This is a genomic window from Nocardiopsis oceanisediminis, assembly GCF_048595525.1.
Classification (GTDB): domain Bacteria; phylum Actinomycetota; class Actinomycetes; order Streptosporangiales; family Streptosporangiaceae; genus Nocardiopsis_A; species Nocardiopsis_A oceanisediminis.
On sequence record NZ_JAFMZJ010000001.1, the window covers coordinates 4,344,384 to 4,359,525 of the forward strand.

At 75.4% G+C, this 15,142-nt stretch carries 8 protein-coding genes; 1 reads left to right on the plus strand and 7 read right to left on the minus strand.

From position 1 onward, the window contains the following. Positions 1-36 precede the first annotated feature (36 nt). Positions 37-2,184 carry a protein kinase domain-containing protein gene (locus tag J0910_RS19345; RefSeq protein ID WP_420159947.1) on the minus strand — a complete coding sequence of 716 codons (2,148 nt, stop codon included), beginning with the start codon at positions 2,182-2,184 and terminating at the stop codon, positions 37-39. A gap of 340 nt (positions 2,185-2,524) precedes the next feature. On the opposite strand from J0910_RS19345, the gene J0910_RS19350 reads away from it, so the two are divergent. Further along, positions 2,525-3,469, plus strand: a complete 945-nt coding sequence (locus tag J0910_RS19350) for a cation diffusion facilitator family transporter (RefSeq protein WP_420159948.1) — start codon at positions 2,525-2,527, stop codon at positions 3,467-3,469. Positions 3,470-3,589: 120 nt separating this feature from the next. Here J0910_RS19350 and J0910_RS19355 read toward each other — a convergent pair whose 3' ends face one another. From J0910_RS19355 to J0910_RS19380, 6 genes are all read right to left on the minus strand, one after another. Then, positions 3,590-6,454, minus strand: coding sequence for a hypothetical protein (locus tag J0910_RS19355; protein WP_420159949.1), 2,865 nt, complete (start codon positions 6,452-6,454; stop codon positions 3,590-3,592). Continuing rightward, the gene (locus tag J0910_RS19360; RefSeq protein WP_420159950.1) at positions 6,454-7,566 is read right to left on the minus strand and encodes an AAA family ATPase; all 1,113 of its coding nucleotides are present in this window, start codon (positions 7,564-7,566) and stop codon (positions 6,454-6,456) included. Before J0910_RS19360 ends, J0910_RS19355 begins: the two co-directional genes overlap by 1 nt. A 12-nt stretch (positions 7,567-7,578) precedes the next feature. Next, the gene (locus tag J0910_RS19365; RefSeq protein WP_420159951.1) at positions 7,579-8,919 is read right to left on the minus strand and encodes a VWA domain-containing protein; all 1,341 of its coding nucleotides are present in this window, start codon (positions 8,917-8,919) and stop codon (positions 7,579-7,581) included. After that, on the minus strand, positions 8,916-10,322 hold the full coding sequence (locus J0910_RS19370) for a hypothetical protein (RefSeq protein ID WP_420159952.1): 1,407 nt from the start codon (positions 10,320-10,322) through the stop codon (positions 8,916-8,918). Before J0910_RS19370 ends, J0910_RS19365 begins: the two co-directional genes overlap by 4 nt. Further along, entirely contained in the window at positions 10,322-10,825 is a 504-nt protein-coding gene (locus J0910_RS19375; protein WP_420159953.1) for a hypothetical protein, read from the minus strand. Before J0910_RS19375 ends, J0910_RS19370 begins: the two co-directional genes overlap by 1 nt. 1,338 nt (positions 10,826-12,163) lie before the next feature. Next, a complete protein-coding gene (locus tag J0910_RS19380) occupies positions 12,164-14,959 on the minus strand; it encodes a hypothetical protein (RefSeq protein ID WP_420159954.1) in 2,796 nt (931 codons plus the stop codon). Positions 14,960-15,142: the final 183 nt, after the last annotated feature.

Genomic DNA, 15,142 nt, shown 5'->3' on the forward strand with positions numbered 1-15,142 from the left:
GCAGGGAGGCCGGGGCCCGGAGCGCCCGGCGGCCTTTCAGGCGGTGCCGATCCGGGCGGCGATCCCGGTGGCCTTCTCGCCGGTCAGCGGGCCCAGCGGGGTGTACCCGCCGTTCTGGGCGGCCTGGGCGCCCTCCTCGCCCAGGGCGTAGATCCAGAAGTCGCGCAGCGCCGCCCCGGCGCCCCCGTCGTAGCCGCATTCGAAGGCGAACACGTGGGCGATCCGCATGATCGGGTACGCCTCCCCCACGGCCGCGGGGAGGGTCGCCCTGCCGCCGTCCAGCTCCAGCTGCTCGGTGGCCGCCCTCGTGCTGTCGGGGTCCGGGACGACCTGGGAGCCGGAGTCGTTGACGACCGGCAGCACCGCCAGTCCCGCCTCCTCCGCGAAGGAGCCGTTGACGAACCCGATGCCGCCCGGCTCCTCCAGGAGCACCTGGTGGACGCCCTCGTCGCCGGCGGCGGCCACGGACGCGCCGCCCCAGTCGCCCGGGTTCCACCCGGTGTCCCGGGACGCCAGGTACTCGTCGAACACCCGGGCGGTGGAGGCCGTGTCGTCGTGCCGCACCGGGACGATCTCCAGACTCGGCCCCTCCCCGCCCGCCCCGTCCGCGGGAACGGTCCCGGGAAGGCCCGGGTGGTCGAGGTCCTCCCCGCGGTAGAGGCTCGCGAGCCCGTCCGCCGTGAACGCCGTGCCCTTCAGCTCCTCGTTCGCGCTGACCACGGAGACGGCGCCGGTCACCACGGGGAACTGGACGACGGGGCAGCCCCGGGCGGCCTCGGCCGCCTCGACCTCGTCCCCGGTGAGGCCCGCCTCGGCCGCACCGAAGTCGACCTCCCCGTCGACGAACATCTGCGCCCCGGCGCCCGACCCGACGGCGTCGTAGGACGCCTCGACCCCCGGCTGCCGCTCGGCGTAGGCCGCGGCCCACCCCTCGAACGCCGCGGTGAGGAAGGTGGAGCCGGCGCCGTGGAGCGTCCCGGACAGGGTGCCCCCGGCGGCGGGGGACGGCTGCGCGGCGGCCGGGCCGGGCCCGCCGGACCCCCCGCCGTCCCCGCCGCCGAACCGCGCGGCGGCGATCAGTCCGGCCGCGCCGACGAGGGCGACCGAGAGCGCCCCGGCGGTCAGGGCCAGGGGGAGCTTCCAGCGGCGGCCCGAGGGGGCGCCCCCCGGCGCCCCGGGAGGGGCCGGGGCGGGCGGCCGCGTCCCCTGGACGCCGGGCGGGGCGGGCGGCGGCGCCCCTTGGGGCGCGGTCGGGGCGGGCGATCCCGCCTCCCGCCCCTCCCCGCCCCCGTCCCAGTGGGCGCGGATGAGCCCGTCGACGACGGTCGTGTCGTCGGCCCCCGCAGCGGCCTCCGGGCCGGGGCCGGCGACCCGGTGCAGCAGCTCCGCCGCCGCCGGGCGGCGCCCCGGGTCCTTGTCCAGGGCCGAGGCGACCGGCTCCCGCAGCTCCTCGGGCAGCCCGGCCAGGTCCGGCTCCTCGTTGAGGATCCGGTACATCAGCGTCTCGGCCCCGCCGCCGCCGAACGGCGAGCGCCCCGTGGCGGCGAAGGCGACCATCGCGCCCCACGCGAACACGTCGGCTTCGGGCCCGCTGACGCCCCGGTAGCGCTCGGGGCTGAGCCAGCCGGGCGACCCCACCAGGCCGCCGGTCCGGGTCAGGCCGGTCTCGTCGACCGCCCGCGCGATGCCGAAGTCCAGGACCTTGGGGCCGTCCGGGGCGAGGATGACGTTGGACGGTTTGAGGTCGCGGTGCAGGACACCGGCCGCGTGGATCGCGGCGATGGCCTCGGCCATACCCGCCGCGACCACCCTCACCTGCGGCATCGGGATCGCCCCGCCGCCGCGGACGCGCGCGCCCAGGGTCGGGCCGGGCAGGTAGGGGGTGGCGTACCAGGGCTGCCCCGCGCCGGTGTCGTGCGCCAGCACGGGGGCGATGCAGCGCGCCCGGACCCGGCGCATCAGCGCGACCTCGCCGGCGAAGCGGGCGCGGAACTCCGCGTCGCCCGCGTACTCGGGCCGCACGACCTTGATCGCCACCCAGGCCCCGGCCGGGTCGGTCGCCGCGAGGACCACCCCCATGCCGCCCGCCCCGAGCCTGCCGTGCACGGTGAACGGCGGGACCGACCGGGGGTCGGCGGGCTCGGGCGGGGTGAGGCCGGCGGGCGGCCGGAAGGGGTGGGCCATCGGAGTCCTCGGTTGTCGGGGCCCCTCCCCCGGCACGGCACCGGCCGCGCCCCGGGAGGAGGGGAGGAAGGTCGCGCGATCAGGACGCCCCATTCTCCCGAATCGTTCGCTTCTGCCGCACACGCCCTGGTCCGTAGCGGGGCCGGCCCCGTTCTCCTTCGGCGCCGGGGTGCGGCGGCCCGCCCCGTTGATCTTGACGTTGCGGGGGTATCAAGGCGCCCTGATACCCCCGCAGCGTCAAGATCAACGGGGAAACGGGACGGCGGCACCGGCCCGCGGCGGCCGCGCCCCGCTAGGATGCGCCCCTGTCCGGCGGAACAGCACCTCAGCGGGGGGACCGATGAGCACCGAGGGAAGCACCAAAGCCGTGGTCATGGCCTTAGCGGCCAATCTGGGGATCGCGGTGACCAAATTCGCGGCCTACGCGCTGACCGGGTCGTCCTCGATGCTGGCCGAGTCCATCCACTCGGTGGCCGACTCCGGCAACCAGGCGCTGCTGCTGATCGGCGGCAGGCGGGCCAAGCGGCGCGCCACCCCCGACCACCCGTTCGGCTACGGCCGCGAGCGCTACATCTACGCCTTCCTGGTCGCCATCGTGCTGTTCAGCCTGGGCGGGCTGTTCGCGCTCTACGAGGCCTGGCACAAGATCAGCGACCCGCACCCGATCACCGCCTGGCACTGGGTGCCGGTGGTCGTCCTGCTGGTCGCGGTCGCCCTGGAGGCGACGGCGCTGCGCACCGCGGTCAAGGAGTCCAACGCGGTGCGCGGCCGCGCGAGCTGGGTCCAGTTCATCCGCCGCGCCAAGGCGCCGGAGCTCCCGGTGATCCTGCTGGAGGACACCGGCGCCCTGCTCGGCCTGGTCTTCGCGCTGGCCGGGGTGGGCCTCACCCTGATCACCGGCAACGGCGTCTGGGACGGGGTGGGCACCGCCGCCATCGGCCTGCTGCTGGTGGCCATCGCGATCGTGCTGGCCGTCGAGGTCAAGAGCCTGCTGCTCGGCGAGTCCGCCTCCGAGGAGCACGTCCGCCGGATCGAGGCGGCCATCGCCGGCACCGAGGACGTCGACGGCGTCATCCACATGCGCACCATGCACCTGGGCCCCGAGGAGCTGCTGGTCGCCGCGAAGGTCGCGGTCGGCGCCCGGGACGACGCCGGGCGGGTGGCGCGCGCCATCAACACGGCCGAGGCGCGCATCCGCGAGGAGGTGCCCATCGCCCGGCTCATCTACATCGAGCCGGACATCCTGCGCACCGGCCGGGCACCGGCCGCCCCGCAGGACGGCTGACCCTGCCCTGGCGGCCCGCCCGCCTTCCCGGCCGGAGCCGGGTGCGGCAGGCGGGCCGGAGGGAGCCGGTCGGCCCGCCCCGGCGGCCCGGCCTCCGGGGCGGGCCGCCGGGGCGCGGGCTCAGCCCAGCAGGGCCGCGACCGCCCCGGCCGGCGCCGGGTGGCGGGCCAGCAGGGCCGCCGCCTCCGGATGGGCGGGCCCGCCCGCGCCGGGGGCCGCGGCGGGCCACTCGGCCTCCACCCCGAGCAGGGCGGCCACCGCGTCGCTCGCCGCCGGGTGCCCGGTGAGCAGGTCGGCGACCGGCCCCGCCGGGACCGCGCCGGCCGGGGCCGCGGGCTCCGCCTCCGCCCACGGCGGCACCCACGCGTCCAGAGCGGGCAGGGACGCCGGGAAGGTCCGCCCGGCCTCTCTGATCAGCACCGGGACCATCTCCCCGGCGTGCTCCTTCAGCGTGGTGATCAGGGACGGCAGCCACGGCAGCAGCACCCGGTCCGGGAGCCGGGCGAAGGCGTCCGAGATCGCCTCCACCACGAACGGCGCCAGCATCGGCACCGGCGAGAGCGCCTGCACGAACCCGCTCAGGTACTGCGGGAACGCCGGCACCACCAGCGGGTTGTCCAGCAGCTCCGCGCAGCGCCGGCGCAGCTCGGGCATCGGGAGCAGGTCGAGCCTGCTCTCCGCCGCCCACAGCAGCGCCGTCTTGGCCGGCTCCGCCGGGTGCGACTGCTTCACCGCCAGCTCCAGCTGGGTCCGCTCGCAGCCCAGCGCCAGCGCGGTGTTCTCCATGGTGAGCAGGAACCCGAGCATGGCGGCGACCTGCCGGACGCCGGTGTCCTGGTCGGTGAAGGAGGTCGGCAGCATCGTGCAGTAGTGCGCGAAGCCGGTGGTCACGAACGCCTCGCACCACGCGGGCAGGGCCGGTTCGGTGGCCCGGTAGTGCCCGAGCAGGCGGCGGAACCGGCGCAGCACCTCGGGGGCGCCGTCGGCGGTCCGCTCCGCGGAGAGCAGCTGCACGGCGCGCTCGCCCAGCTCCTCGGTGAGCCGCCGGGAGTCCAGGTAGAGGATGGACTCCTCCACCGCCTCCAGGGCCGAGGCCGCCGTGGCCTTGGGCTCCCAGGCGGCGGTGCGCAGCCGCTGCTCCAGCACCTGCTCGACGGTGACGCCCTCGTAGCCGAGCTCGATCAGCGCCCGCTGGTCGCGGCCGAGCGAGACGTCCCAGCTCTCCTGGAGCGAGCGCTCGCCCAGCTCCAGCGCGCCGGTGATCGGCCGGACCGCACCGGGCAGCAGCCGGCGCAGCCGCCACAGCAGCCGGGAGCAGGGGTCCAGCTCCGGTTCGGCCCGCAGGTCGATGAGGACCCGGTTCACCCCGTTCTTCCTGGGCATGTCGAGCGGTTCCAGCCGGTCGTACACGTCCTGGGCGAGCGGCGGCAAGGCGGTGTAGCCGACCTCGCCGACCCGGTCGCCGCCGAGCAGGATCTCGCAGAGCCGCCGCACGTCGCGCCGGCCCGGGACGGTGTCCTTCTCGATGCAGGTGATCGCCGCGTCCTGGAAGTCGTACGGCGTGGGGCGGGCCCGGTTGCGCATCCCCGCCAGCAGCACCGACGTCTCGTAGACCGCGATGGCGTCGGCGGTGCTGGCCGCGTAGCCGTTGCGCCGCGCCAGCCGGACGATGTCGACGCACCAGCCGACCAGCTCCGCCTCGTCCAGCGGGTCCATCGCCGGCGGGCCGGTCAGGAAACCGGTCAGCCGGTCGGCGGCCGGGGCCGGCGCGGCGGGCGCCTTGGCCCGCCCCCGGCCCCCACCGCGCTTGCGGGCGCCCTTCTGCCCCTTGAGCACGAACGGCGCGGCGCCCCCGGCGGAGAGGTGCTTCTCCCAGGTGGCCGCTGCGATCGACACCGACCCGCCGGCCAGCCCGAACTGGGCCTCGATGGCCGAGTGGCTGGACGGGATCAGGCCGTACAGCCAGGAGGTGCCGGTGCGCGGGGTGATCGCGAAGCCGTCGGACTCCGGTTCGGTGCCGAACTCCGCCACCCGGCTGGCGGCGTGGAACGCCCCGCACACGTACAGCGACTCGGCCGGGTCGGCGCCGGTGGCGGCCTGGTGCTCCCGGATCCGGGTCCACATGTACCGCTCGCGGTCCTCGTCGACGGCGACCCGGTCGGCGCCGGAGGGGGCCAGCCGCCGGAACAGGCTGCCGATCATCACCATGACCTGCCGGTAGGTGTCGTAGTCGGCGCCGGCCAGCGGCTGCTCGACGTACTGGTCCCACCACTCCGACCAGTGCCGGACCCGGCCGTGGTGGAGCAGGTGCTCCTCCAGTTCGGCGAAGCGCGGCCGCAGGTCGCCGATCTCGACGCCGACCGCGCCGCCGTGCATGGCGGCGCCGTCCTCTCCGCCGGCGGTGTCATCCGCGGTGCCGGCCTGCGGGCCGGGCGCGGCCGCGCCGTCCCCGCCGCCGTCCTTCCCGGCGGAGGCGCCCTCCTCCGGGGAGGCGTACTCCGGGTCCCACCGGAAGACGTGGTCCACCGACCGGTCGACCAGGACCAGCTCCACGCCGGGGTCGTCCAGCGCGTAGGCGATGGCCTGGTACTCGGCGGAGGCCTCGGTGATCGGCGCGACCACGCTGAGCGGGCCGGCGCCGGGCGGGAAGCCGTCCAGGTCGGTGGCGAAGGCCTGCAGCGCCACCGGCAGCCTGCAGTTGCGCAGCTCCTCCAGGAGCGGCCGGAGGTCCTCGCACAGCTCCAGGTAGATGGTCTTGGGCCGCTTCTCGCGCAGCCGGCGCGCCATGGACAGCGCCGAGGCCGGCGAGTGGTGGCAGACCGGGAAGACCTCCAGCTTCTCGGCCAGCGCCCGGTCGACGTCGTCGACCATGCCGGACAGGATCTCGGCGGGGGCGCCGGCGAACTCGGCCGCGGCGGCGCCCAGCTGGTCGCGGAGCGCGCGGAACGGGCTCGCGTCCGTCATCGCTTCGGTCGCCTCGCTCATCAGGAGAGGGTCTCGATCGCCTGCTTGCCGCCCTCGAGGAACTCGGTCCACTCGCCCCCGTCGGACTTGCTGCGCGGCTCGACGACGCCGTGCCAGAACTTGTTCAGGATGGTCAGGTCCTCCGGTGTGCGCCGGACCAGCGAGCCCACCATCGACCCGGCGAGGGTCTGGGCGCGCAGCGTGCTGTCGCCGAAGAACCGGCTGTGCAGGATGGCGTCCTCCAGCACGCCGATCTGCTCGGCGGTGGACAGCGCCGACTCCAGCTTCTCGTCGTCGCTGGTCGCCGACTCCGCGGCGGCGCGCAGGTCGGTGAAGCTCTGCAGCAGGATGTCCAGCAGGGTGGGCGGGACCTCCAGTTCGATGCTGTGCCGGCGGAGCAGCTCGGTGGTGCGGAACCGGACGATCTCGGTCTCGCTGCGCTTGTTGGTGACCACCGGGATGCGGACGAAGTTGAACCGCCGCTTGAGCGCCGAGGAGAGGTCGTTGACGCCCTTGTCCCGGCTGTTGGCGGTGGCGATGATGGAGAACCCGGGCTTGGCGAACACGGTGTTGTCGTCGTCCAGCTCGGGGATGGACACGTACTTCTCGGACAGGATCGAGATCAGCGCGTCCTGCACGTCGCTGGTGGAGCGGGTGAGCTCCTCGAAGCGGCCGATGGAGCCCTGCTCCATCGCGGTCATGATGGGCGAGGGGATCAGCGACTCGCGGGACTGCCCCTTGGCGATCACCATGGAGACGTTCCAGGAGTACTTGATGTGGTCCTCGGTGGTGCCCGCGGTGCCCTGCACGACCTGGGTGGAGTCGCGGCAGATCGCCGCGGACAGCAGCTCGGCCAGCCAGCTCTTGCCGGTGCCGGGGTCGCCGATGAGCAGCAGGCCGCGGTCGGAGGCGAGCGTCACGATGCTGCGTTCGACGAAGGTGCGGTCGCCGAACCACTTCTGCGGGATCTCCCGGTCCAGGCCGTCGGAGGGCTCGGAGCCGAGGATGAACAGCCGGACCATCTTGGGGCTGAGCCGCCAGGAGAACGGCTTGGCGCCGTCGTCCACCGACTCCAGCCACTCCAGCTCTTCGGCGTACTTGACCTCGGCGGGGGCGCGCAGCATGTCGGACATGGGTGGGGTCTCCTAGTCCAGGAAGTTCTTGAGTTCGAAAACGAGCTTGTCGATGTTGCCGGACAGGACGGGGGCGCCCATGTCCTTGAAGCGCTGGCGGAACCAGGGGTTCACGTTCTGCCGGCCGCCGCTGGTCACCGAGCCGACCGGGATGAAGCGGACACCGGAGCGGTGCAGCGACTCCATGCCGCGGAACACCTCCTGCTCCCGCCACTCGTAGAAGTCGGAGATCCAGGCGACCACGGTGTTCTTCGGGTCGGTGATCTTGGGCCGCACCTGCTCCAGGGCGACGGTGCCGTCGGTGCCGCCGCCGAGCTTGGTGCGGAGCAGCGTCTCGAACGGGTCGTGCACCCACGGGGTGAGGTCCAGTGCCCGGGTGTCGTAGGCGACCAGGTGCACGTCGACCTTGGGCAGCCCGGCGAAGATCGACGCCAGGATGGTGCAGTTGACCATCGAGTCGACCATGGAGCCGGACTGGTCCACCACCACGACCAGCCGGGCCGGCTCGACCCGCCGGGCGGTGTGCCGGTAGAACAGCTGGTCGACGTAGAGCCGCTGGTCCTCGGGGTTGTAGTTGGTGAGGTTCTTCCAGATGGTGCGGTCCAGGTCGAGGTTGCGGAACACCCGCTTGGGCGGGACCGACCGGTCGATCTTTCCGGTGCTGGTCTTCTCCACCCGGGTGCGCAGCACCTGGGCGACCTCGTCGACGAACCTCTTGATCAGCGCCTTGGCGTTGGCCAGCGCCACCCCGGACAGGTTGTGCTTGTCGTGCAGCAGCTGCTCGATCAGCGACATGCTCGGGGTGAGCCGGCCGGCCAGCGCCGAGTCGCCGAGGACCTCGCGCAGCCGCATCCGGCGCACCAGGTCGCCCTCGACCTCGCCGAGCGTCCCGGCCAGGCCGGCGTCGCCGGGGCGGGAGCGCAGCTCCCCCGGCTGGTGGCCGCAGGCGCGCTCCAGCCACCCGGCGTCGGCCTGCCACTCGGCGAGCCGGGAGGCGCTGACGTCGCCGGTGCCGGTGGCGAAGACGTTCAGCAGCAGCTTCGACACCAGGGCGGCGCGGCGCACCTCCTCGGCGCCGGCCGGGCCGTCCTCGCCGCCGGCCAGGGCCTCCTCCGACATCAGGCCGTCGAACTCGGCGGCCAGCTCCGGGAAGCGCTGCACCACGGTGTCGACCGTCGTGCCGGGGTCGAGCAGCGCCGGGGGCAGGCCGATGTCGTCGACGACGGCCACGCCGGCCGATTCCAGCGCGGGCTGCTCCTCGTCGCCGAAGAGCCGGGACAGCAGCCGCCAGTAGAGCACCTGGCGGCGGTTCTGGTCAGGGTTGACCGCGGTCTCCTCCGCTGCCCCGCTCATTTGCGCAGCAGCCTTCCGGCGCGCTCGCGGAGCACGTTGACCGCGTCGTAGCGGGCCTCGGCCTTGGCGACCTTGGGGTCGGTGGGGCCCAGCGCCCAGTCGCCGGTGTGCACGTCGGCGGGCTTGCGCTTGACCGTGGTCTGCACCGCCAGCGGCTGCACCGACCAGCGGCCGGCGTCCCAGCGGAGCAGGCCGATGCAGGCCGAGGAGGCGGCGACCAGCTTCTCGGTGAGCGGGCCGCAGCCGGGCAGCCGGTCCGCGGCCACCGGGAGCAGCGCGTCGCCGAAGTCGAAGGCGGGGCCGCCGTCGGCGGTGGCCGCCTTCTTGTACCCCTCCAGCAGCACCGGTTCGGCGATCCGCACCGGGTGCCGCTCCAGCGGCGGCACGGCCGGGGCGTGGGCGGCGGGCAGCGCCACCCGGGCGGTGCCGAACGGGTCGGCCGGCTCGTCCAGCCCGGCCAGGTCCTCCTGCCAGAGCAGGTCGCCGCCGTCCAGCAGCGGCATGCCCTCGATCTTCACGGAGCGCTTCTCGGCCAGCGCGCCGAGCAGCACCGGGTGGCCGGCGAGCAGGTTCCACACCGCCGGGCCGACGATCACGTCGACCTTGGGCGCGGAGACCGCGGCGCGCACCAGCCGCGCCGGTCCGCCGTCGGCGGGTTCGAACACCGCGTGCACCTGCAGCTGGACGGCGGTGCCGTGCTCGTGCACGTCGGCGCCGAGCGGCAGCAGCCGGCCGGTGGCCGGGGCGGCCGTCCCGGACGGGCCGGCCTGGGCGGTGTCCTGGACGAGCAGGACCGCGCAGGCCCACAGGTCGGCCCAGCGGCGGACGGGCAGCCCCTCCATGGCGGCGACGGGGGCACTGGCCTGCAGTTCGGCGGCGAGGCCGTCCAGCAGCACCGCGGCGCGGCGCCGCTCCGGGTCGCCCAGCAGCGCCTCGATGGCCTGGTCGGCGCCGCCGGCGATGTCCCGGTCCACGCCCCGCCAGCCGTTGACGGCGAGTTCGGTGAGCCAGGAGCGGACGCCGCCGAGCGGTCCGGTGGGCGCCTCGGCGGGCTTGTCCGGTTCGGGGTCGGCGTCGCGGGTGCGGCCCAGGGCGGTGTCGGCGGCGGCGAGCAGCGCGTCGTGCACCGAGCCGATCAGCGCGCTGCGCGCGCCGGCCAGGGCGGCGGTCTGGGCGTCGCCGACGGTGCCGGAGGCGATGGCGTCGACGGCCTCGCGCACCGGGGCGGCCAGCGGGGTGGCGGCCATCGCGCCGGCCAGGGCCTCCAGGGCGCGGGACTGCTCGGCGCCGGGGCGGCCCAGGCCGTTCTCCAGTGCGCCGTCGAACGCGGCGACCAGGTCGAGGGCCTCGTCGGCGCCGGCGGGGGCGGCGGAGACCAGTTCGGCGGTCTGTGCGGGGAGCATCAGCGCATCGCCCCCGTCGCCGGGAACCAGTGCATCTCGGGCAGCGGCGCGGTGGCGCCGGGCAGCTCCAGGTAGGAGAGGTAGCGCAGGAACCGGTTGAACACGACCCCGGACTGCTCCCGCGAGGGGCCGCCGTCGAACCCGCGCACCAGGTCGAAGGTGCTGGGCTCGTCGTCTTCCAGCCGGATCTTGAGGTAGTCGGCGATGCGGCGCAGCCCGTACTGGGCGACCGCCTCGTCGAGCAGGGCGCGCAGGTGCTTGCAGGGGCTGCCGCCCAGCCCGCCGCAGGGCCGGTTGTTGTTGGTACCGCAGCTGAACGTGCGCGTCCCGGCGGCGAACGAGGAGACGTAGACCCGCGCGATGTCGGAGCCGCTGGAGACGACGCCCTGCAGTCTCCCGTCGGCCAGCTCTACGAACGGCACCTTGGCCAGTTTCCGCGGCTTGGCGGGCGGCACCACGCTCACCGCGCTCGCCCGGCCGACGTCGAAGCCTTCGGATTCCACGGCATCACCTTCTGATACGACGAATGAGGGGGTAGCGGCGCGGAGAGCCCGCACCGCCCGTCGGTGTGCGACGCGGTATGTCTATCGGATCTCTGCGACAAACCCGACCGAGCCCGCCCACCGGCCGCCCGACCTGCCGGAACCCGGCACCCGGGGAGCGAGACGGACACCCCGACCGGGCGCGGCGCCCCACGGGATCGGGGTTCAGGCAGGCGGCGACGGCAGGGAGAAGGGAGACCGGCCGGCCGGTCGAGCGCGGCACCCCACAGGGCCGGGGTTCAAACGGGCAGCGACGGCGGGGAGAAGGGAGACCGGTCGGCCGGTCGGGCGCGGCGCCCCACGAAGTGAAGGCTCAGACAGGCGGCGACGGCGGGGAGGGCACCGGCCGGGCGGGCGGGTGCGGCAGCGGTCGGGGTGGCGGGATCGCCGTGCCCGCGCCGTCCCGGCGCCGGGGCCGACCGCCACTGGAATCACCACCACCCTGACCTGCATGAATACGCACAGTGAGGACGGGAAGGTGCGCCCTGCACACCGCGAGAGCACCCCGGTGATTCCTGGGCGCGCATCCTGGGCCGGATCGGCCCCCTGAGGGCCCGAATCGCCCTGATCGGGCCGGTGATCAGGGGTTCGAGCCGCCCGGAAGGCCGAAGAACAGGGGCCGGAACCCGGGAAGGGCAGGGGCGGGCGCGAGATGTCGCATTCGTTCCCCCAGAGACTCCACTTTGCTCACTCCGGGTGATCGACGAGGGGGGAGTGGGGGCTCAACGCTTACTACTCGCTGGTAGATGTCATCGGGGGTGCCGCAGAGGTGCGCAGGGCACCCCGCTCCGCTAGACCTTTGCCGCTAATCCGACATATAGGGCATGCCTTCCTTGCCCCTGGTGGGCCCGGGCCCTTTCCCGCTGGGAGCGCAGGCCGGGCCGGTAAACGCGGCGCCCGCCCACTCCCGCCCTCGCCGCCCGCCTGAACCGCAACCCCGTGAGGCGCCGCGCCCGACCGGGCCCAGTCCCCCCTACCGCTGCCGTCGCCGCCGGTTCGAACCGCGACCCCGTGGGGCGCCGCACCCGGGCGACCGCCTCCGCCCCGCCCCACCTCCGCCGTCGCCGCCCGCCTGAACCGCGACCCCGTGAGGCGCCGCACTCCGACCGACCGGCCGGTCCCCCTCCCCGCTGTCGCCGCCGGCTTGAACCCCACCCCATGAGACGCCGCACCCGGGCGGGGCGCCGGGCTTCGTCCTTCCCTCGTCGTCGCCGCCCGCCCGAACCCTGCCCTGCCCCCCGGCCCCCACCCCCGTGAGACACCGTGGCCGGGTGAGACGGCCGGGCGGGCGGGGCGGGGTCAGTCCTCCGCGCCGACCGCCAGGAGGGCCGTGCGGACCAGCTTCGCCAGCGACTCTGGGAAGCCGTCCAGCATGTTCTGGGCGAGCAGCCACGCGTCCGGGTGCCCGTCCAGGTCGCGCACCGCCTCCGGGACCGCCTCCTCGACCCGGTCGTCGCGCACCGCGAGGTCCAGGACCACTCCGGCGGGTCGGGCGTGGCGGACCAGGTCGGCCGGGCTGAGCAGGCCCTCGTCGAGGGCGTGCAGGGTCCACTGCCGGCCCGGGCCCTGCGGGGCCGAGAGCGCGACCTTGGCCAGCGCCTGCTCCGCCGGAACCCCCTCGGCGAGCCGCCGGTGGGCGCGCTGCTCCGGTTTGGTCATCCGCCCCAGGCCGGCCCGGATCGGTTCGGGGCAGCCGGGCAGCCCGGCCAGTTCCGCGATCCGCCCCTCGTAGAACGGGCTGCGCAGGTGCGCCTCCAGCAGCGCGTCCCAGTCCCAGTCGAGCCGCTCCGCGGCGATCCGGTCGATCCCCCGGGAGCTGGTGCGCAGCCGCCGGATCAGCTTCTTGGCCGACTCCGCCTCGGCCACCGCCGACCGCATCAGCTCCACCGCCTCCTCATCGTCCTCGGCGCGGTCCGCCTCCGGGACCAGGTACGCGCCGGGGTCCTCGTGCCGGGGGCAGTGGCCGCGGCCGTTCCGCTCCCACAGCCCCAGCCTGATCCGCAGCCGCAGGTTGAGCCGGTCGGTGCGCAGCCCCTTGGCCTCGATCCGGTCGAGGACCCCGGGGTCGCCGCAGCCGACCACCGGGTAGAGCCACCGCCAGGACGCGCCTTTCAGCAGCTCCGCCCGGAACCCAGGGTCCAGCGGCAACCGGGCCGGGCGCTCCGGGTGCTCCGGCCCGAGCGGCACCCCGGCCAGCAGCGCGTCGCGCACCTCCCTCGGAGCGGCCTCCTGGTAGAGCAGCCCCGCGTTGACCGCCGGGTCGTCCAGTTCCGCCAGGGTCCGGACCGCCTCGGCCGGCAGCCCGGGGCGGCGGGAGAGCGCCACCCGGTCGCGCTGCCGCCGCCCCTCCCGGACCCACTCCTGCCATTCGGGCCGCCACCACCCCTGGGTGAACAGGTCGTGGGCGGTGCGGTCGTCCACCCGGTCCAGCAGCCGGTCCTGGTCCTCGGCGGGCAGTGCGCCGAGCAGCACCGCGAAGGCGGTCCGCGCCTGGCCGGGCGGGCGGGCCCCGGTCACCGGGGGCATCTCGGCGGCGTCGGGCCAGGGGCCGTCCGGGGCCTTGCCCCGAGCGGTCTCGGCGAGCAGCTCGGCCACGGTTCCGGCGGCGCGGCCGGCCTTGCGGCGCAGCGCCCGCCAGAGCAGCGGGTCGGTGCCGACGGTCTCGGCGAGCAGTGCGGCCAGTTCGCCGCCGACGGCGTCCCATTCGGCGCGGGCCCGCTCGTCGCCGCCGGGGATCACCGCGCCGACCTGGAGGGCGACCGGCGCGGGGCGGAGCTCGTGCAGCAGTTGCCGGGCGGTCAGGGTGCGGCCCAGGCTCCGGGCGCACAGCCGGGCCGCCGTGCGCGCCGACACGATGCCCGCCAGTGCGGTCAGGGCCGCCGCCGACAGCGGCCGGTCGACCCCTTCCACCCGCCTGTCCTTGTCCGGGGATTCATGGTCCGCGACCAGCTCGACGAGGAGCTCGTCCGGGCAGTCGGGGCGCTCGACCAGGTAGTGGGCGAGGGCGGCGGGCAGCCGCTCGGCCCGGTGCGCGGCGGCCAGCTCCGCCCATGCGGTGTCGTCGCCGGTGACGCCCTGCTCGCGGTCGCGCCTGCGTGCCCGGTCGATGATGGTCCGCAGCGGCCGGCGGCGGAGCGGAGGCAGCAGCGCGGCCATCGCCCGCAGCGAAAGCGGCCGGCCGGTCCGCTCCAGGGAGAGGACGGGGTCGGGAAGGCCGGAGACCAGCTCGACGAGGAACTCCTCGGGGCAGTCGGGGTGCCGGGCCAAGGCCTCGGAGACGGCGGGGCCGAACGGGCGCTCGCGGTGCGCGGCGGCCGGCACCGACAGGTCGATCCCGCCCCGAAGGTTCAGCCGCACCGCGACCCACTGGGGGCTGAGGGAGGAGGCTTCCGCCTCCGCCGCGCGCAGCTCCTCGACGACGCCGTCGGCCCCGTCGGCCTCTTCGACGGCGGCGCGCAGCTCCGCCGCGCCCTCTCCGCTATTCAGGGCGCGCTCGGCGGTCTCCCGGACCGGTCCCGCGAACCGGGGGCCCGGCTCCGGGCCGTCCAGCACCTCGCGGAGCGCGTCCGGGCCGCCGTGCGCGTGCAGCGCCCGCGCCGCGCGGAGCAGCTCGCGGGGGTACAGGTCCCCGCCCCACAGCCGCAGGGTGTGCCGGACCAGGTCGGGGAAGGGCGAGCCGAGCGCCGCGATCTGCAGCACCCGGTCCCGGTGGTCGCGGTCCGGCTCCGCCCGCAGCAGGTGGGCGACCGCGCCGGAGGGGCCGCGCCAGCGCGGGTCGGCGGGGTCGGCGGAGTCGAACAGGACCTCGTACTCCCGATCGGACCACAAGGCCCAGAAGTCGGCCCGGCCGCAGATCGCCTCGGCCACCAGGGGACTGCCGGAGGCGGCGAGCTTCAGCCGCATCCCCGGGTCGTTCTGGATCGCCACCTCATCGGCGAGGAGGGCGGTGATACCGGAGTCGCCCTCCGCGATGGCGCTGTCGACAGCGGACCCCGCGGGTCCGTGCGGCGCGGGCGAGGTCCCCATCCTCCCGGGGGCTCGGCGGAGGAGTTCGGTGGCGTCCTCCGGGCCGCAGAAGTCCAGCAGTGTCGGCATGGGTGCCTTTCCGGGTCGGCGGGGTGCGGGCCGCGCGCGGCGGGCCGCCGGTGGTCCGGCGGAGGGTAGTGCGGCGCGCCGACAGAACGGCGCGCCCGGCGCCGGCGGGTTCCGGGGCGGACGCGGGTGTCGGCGGCCGGTGGTTCAATGCGTGCACCGGAATCGCCCGGAGCGGAGGCCGAC

What these genes read in the sequence shown, in the direction of transcription:
- J0910_RS19355 (WP_420159949.1), bottom strand. Translation starts at nt 6,454, where the DNA reads ATGAGCGAGGCGACCGAAGCGATGACGGACGCGAGCCCGTTCCGCGCG.
- J0910_RS19370 (WP_420159952.1), bottom strand. Translation starts at nt 10,322, where the DNA reads ATGCTCCCCGCACAGACCGCCGAACTGGTCTCCGCCGCCCCCGCCGGC.
- J0910_RS19365 (WP_420159951.1), bottom strand. Translation starts at nt 8,919, where the DNA reads ATGAGCGGGGCAGCGGAGGAGACCGCGGTCAACCCTGACCAGAACCGC.
- J0910_RS19380 (WP_420159954.1), bottom strand. Translation starts at nt 14,959, where the DNA reads ATGCCGACACTGCTGGACTTCTGCGGCCCGGAGGACGCCACCGAACTC.
- J0910_RS19360 (WP_420159950.1), bottom strand. Translation starts at nt 7,566, where the DNA reads ATGTCCGACATGCTGCGCGCCCCCGCCGAGGTCAAGTACGCCGAAGAG.
- J0910_RS19345 (WP_420159947.1), bottom strand. Translation starts at nt 2,184, where the DNA reads ATGGCCCACCCCTTCCGGCCGCCCGCCGGCCTCACCCCGCCCGAGCCC.
- J0910_RS19350 (WP_420159948.1), top strand. Translation starts at nt 2,525, where the DNA reads ATGAGCACCGAGGGAAGCACCAAAGCCGTGGTCATGGCCTTAGCGGCC.